This is a genomic window from Mesorhizobium sp. CU3, assembly GCF_006442965.1.
GTDB lineage: Bacteria > Pseudomonadota > Alphaproteobacteria > Rhizobiales > Rhizobiaceae > Mesorhizobium.
Window position 1 is genome coordinate 1 of record NZ_VFWX01000034.1, and the last position, 3,994, is coordinate 3,994.

Consider the following 3,994-nt stretch of genomic DNA (forward strand, 5'->3'; position numbering starts at 1 on the left):
GTAGCGCCTGTTGCGCCGGTCGAGCCTGTTGCACCAGTGGCACCCGTTGCTCCGGTATCACCCGTCGCACCGGTGGCGCCGGTTGCGCCCGTCGAGCCAGTCGCACCGGTTGAGCCCGTGGTGCCGGTAGCGCCTGTCGATCCGGTTGCGCCAGTATCACCCGTGGCACCGGTTGCTCCAGTGGCACCTGTTGCACCTGTTGCACCTGTGGCGCCCGTCGAGCCGGTAGCTCCGGTGTCGCCCGTAGCGCCTGTTGCGCCGGTCGAGCCTGTTGCGCCGGTGGCTCCGGTATCACCCGTAGCTCCGGTGGCGCCGGTCGATCCGGTTGCGCCGGTATCACCCGTGGCACCGGTCGCTCCAGTGGCACCTGTCGAGCCGTTTGCTCCGGTATCACCTGTGGCACCGGTTCCTCCGGTAGCACCCGTCGAGCCAGTAGCACCTGTTGCGCCCGTTGCGCCGGTCGCACCTGCCGATCCGGTTGCTCCGGTATCGCCCGTGGCACCGGTTGCTCCAGTTGCACCGGTCGAGCCGGTCGCACCTGTCGAACCTATTGCGCCCGTGTCACCAGTCGCACCCGTGGCGCCGGTGGCGCCGGTCGCACCGGAGGCGCCCGTAGCACCGGTTGCGCCTGTAGCGCCAGTCGCGCCCGACGAACCGGTGGCGCCTGTTGCGCCCGTTGCGCCGGTCGCACCTGCCGATCCGGTTGCTCCGGTATCGCCCGTGGCACCGGTTGCTCCAGTTGCACCGGTCGAGCCGGTCGCACCTGTCGAACCTATTGCGCCCGTGTCACCAGTCGCACCCGTGGCGCCGGTGGCGCCGGTCGCACCGGAGGCGCCCGTAGCACCGGTTGCGCCTGTAGCGCCAGTCGCGCCCGACGAACCGGTGGCGCCTGTCGCACCGGAGGCGCCCGTAGCACCGGTTGCGCCTGTAGCGCCAGTAGCACCCGTGGCGCCAGTCGCGCCCGACGAACCTGTGGAGCCCGTTGCGCCGCTCGCACCTGTGGCGCCCGTTGCACCGGTCGCACCTGTTGCACCTGTGGCTCCGGTCGAGCCGCTGGCGCCGGAAGCACCGGTCGCTCCGGTCGCTCCGGTCGCGCCTGTCGCACCCGTTGCGCCTGACGCACCCGTCGGGCCTGTAGAGCCGGTCGGTCCAGTCGGGCCGGGGGAGCCGCCAGCCGCTACAGTTATGGTGCCACCAGCGAAGTGATTGCCATCATTGCCCGGCCCGAATTCGTTGATTTGCGTGGTGACGAAAGAATAAGTCGGCGGGTTGGTCGGTTGGACACCGGGGGTACCGGGGTCGGCGTCGATAGGAGTAAGCGTGCCGTATAGATGAAAGCCGGAGTCGTAAATGAGATAGGTATGAGTGACGTCCGGAACCGTAATGGTTGCCGAAAAGGTTGGAACCTTTCCGTTGTCTGCGGATGGGAGATTAAAGCTACCAACGACTGTATCGTCAGTATTAACGGCTGTACCGTTTGTATCGACAAGATAGTACGTATTAATATTGTTTCCGTTACCAGAAGCTATAAGTCCAGCAAGTGTCAGATCGCCCGATGTTGCGAGCACGCCAGTGAAACTTGCTACACCATGCGCACTGAGCGGGGGCAAAGGCGCAGAGGCACCAGCCTCTGAGGATAGTTTCCAGGTGCCGCCCAAGGCGGCTGCGCCAACCAGTGAACTGGATGCGCGGACGTCTGCGACGATCGCCTCTTCCAGCGCTGCTACGAAGGCCTCGCCTACAACCCCTGATGCCGTCGCGCAGCTCCACAGCCGCAGTTCGCCGTCGGCGGCAAGCGCCTCGCCGATCGCAGCGAAATCTTCAGTCATTTCCTTCAGCGTGGCGACCGACCACTCTCCCGCTGAAAACGCGACGCGCCCCGGCGCGCCATGTGCCATGATGTGGATAGCCTCGAGGCCTTCTTCCCCTTCAAGGGCGCCGGAGATCTGCCGCGCCGGTGGCCGGTGACGATCGAGCATGATAGCCCGGACTTCTGGCCTCAGGGAGCCGAGAACGGTCTGCAGGTCGGAGATCGAAGGATCCACAAAGAGAATTTCGGAGGCGCGGGCGGCCATGACTGGCTCCTGTTGGCTTCAATTCAAAAAGGGAAATCGCTCACCGCGTCACCGGCGAGCATCGAGGGCGAAAGGTGTGGGGTAGCAGTCACTGTCCGACCGGGCCGACAGCGCCGCTCGGGACAGAGGGGCGCTCCACGCGCAGGAAGCTCGCGATCTGGAAGTTGCCGGCATCGTCGAACGTGCCGATCGCAAATGAACCTGCCGTGCTTGGCACCTTCACGGTGAGCGCGACGGCCATGCTCCGTTTGACCGCCTTGGGAAGTATGACCTGGCCGACGATCGCAGCCTTGGCCGCGTCCAGAATGAAATAGGTTTGATTGTCCGTCGTGTCTCCGATCGGCAAAACGCCCCTGACCGTAATTTCCATGGCGCCAGTCCCTGCAGCGTAGCTCATCAATCTCTCCTCAGTTGGGGCAGCGGCCGTGCCGCGCTTTGCGACGACGAGACCATCTCATCGCCTGGCCGGGATCGAACCCGCATCAGTCATTTTTTGTGTGGAGGCGCCCTGCGGCGCTGGCGCGTCTTTAGTGCGCCATGGGCCGACCTATCGGCCCGAGCAAAGTTGCCGGCGCAGCTCGCCGGTGGATCAATCGGGAGTTTGGCGAAGGCCAGATCGGCTCGATTCGCGCACGACATAACACCACGCATAACGCACTCCACCCCAAACCGCCGATTCACCATCGACGGCTCTCACCAACACCCACAAATGAAACCTAACTGCCGCACCCAGGCAGGTATGGACGCGACCGAAAAGGCGCGTCGACGTAACACCGGAGACCCGCATCCCCGCCACCACGGGTCATAACGGGTATGTAAAAGTTACCATATTAGTGAATTAGAAAATTCTTGAATTGTAAACGTCGAATCGAGGATTTGTTAACGAATTTGCAACTCCTGGTTAGCCGCAAACGACCGGTGACGACTCTTGAGCTCGCGAAAAACGCAACCATCGCAACGGTTTAGTCGAGAGCAATATTCCGCGCTGGTCTCGCAGATTTGATCGCAACCAACTATCGGGGCGAACGACGAAGGGGCGAAGGTCAGCACCGCGCGTCATACTCCGATATGCGCTGGTACAAAAAACGCGCGGGCCGCGTCTTCGCGAAGCCCGCGCGTCCGATGTTGCCTCTTGTACCGGCGACTATAGATCGCCGCCGGTACCAAACGCCCGATTATCCGTTCGGCTTCAGGAAATCCTTCAGGATCGACTTCACCGTATGGTCGTTATCGGTATGGCCGCCAGAGAGCTTCGTCGTGTCCGGGGTCGGATCGTTCTTCGCGCCGCCGCCCTGGTCCTGGGTATTCCCAAAGCCCTTGATCTTGTTCAAGGCGCCAAGGAGATCGGCCACAAGCGAGCTGGTCGCCATGCCAATCAGGAACCGCAACGACGAATAATCGCCGCCGCCATTGTTGCCGGGGCCGGACGACAGGAACGTCGTGTCCCTCAATCCCAGCGTGGTGAGGTTCACCAAAGCCGACTCGAAGTGGTCGTGGTCGTGGTGGTGGTGGTGATGGTGATGATCACCGCCTGACGGTCCAGTCGACCCGGTCGGGCCGGTGGGACCAGCTGCCCCGGTCGCACCGGTTGCTCCCTTCGGTCCGGTGTCGCCCTTCGGCCCGGTTGCTCCGGTCGAGCCGGTGGCACCAGTCGCCCCGGTCGCGCCGGTTGCTCCCTTCGGTCCGGTGTCGCCCTTGGGCCCGGTTGCTCCGGTCGAGCCGGTGGCACCAGTCGCCCCGGTCGCGCCGGTTGCTCCCTTCGGTCCGGTGTCGCCCTTGGGCCCGGTTGCTCCGGTAGAGCCGGTGGCACCCGTTGCACCAGTCGAGCCGGTAGCACCGGTATGGCCGGTCGCTCCTGTGGCACCCGTTGCGCCGGTGGCGCCCGTCGAACCAGTCGCACCCGTTGCACCCGTCGAGCC

The 3,994-nt window shown here is 64.1% G+C and carries 2 protein-coding genes and 1 pseudogene; all 3 read right to left on the reverse strand.

The window, feature by feature from the left end:
* Window positions 1–2,075: DUF4347 domain-containing protein (locus FJ988_RS31480; RefSeq protein ID WP_181183728.1), on the reverse strand; the 2,075-nt coding region annotated here is incomplete at its 3' end.
* A gap of 88 nt (window positions 2,076–2,163) precedes the next feature.
* On the reverse strand, window positions 2,164–2,472 hold the full coding sequence (locus FJ988_RS30485) for a hypothetical protein (RefSeq protein WP_140823038.1): 309 nt from the start codon (window positions 2,470–2,472) through the stop codon (window positions 2,164–2,166).
* Window positions 2,473–3,250: 778 nt separating this feature from the next.
* Window positions 3,251–3,994, reverse strand: a pseudogene (locus FJ988_RS31485) (hypothetical protein); the annotation flags it as partial.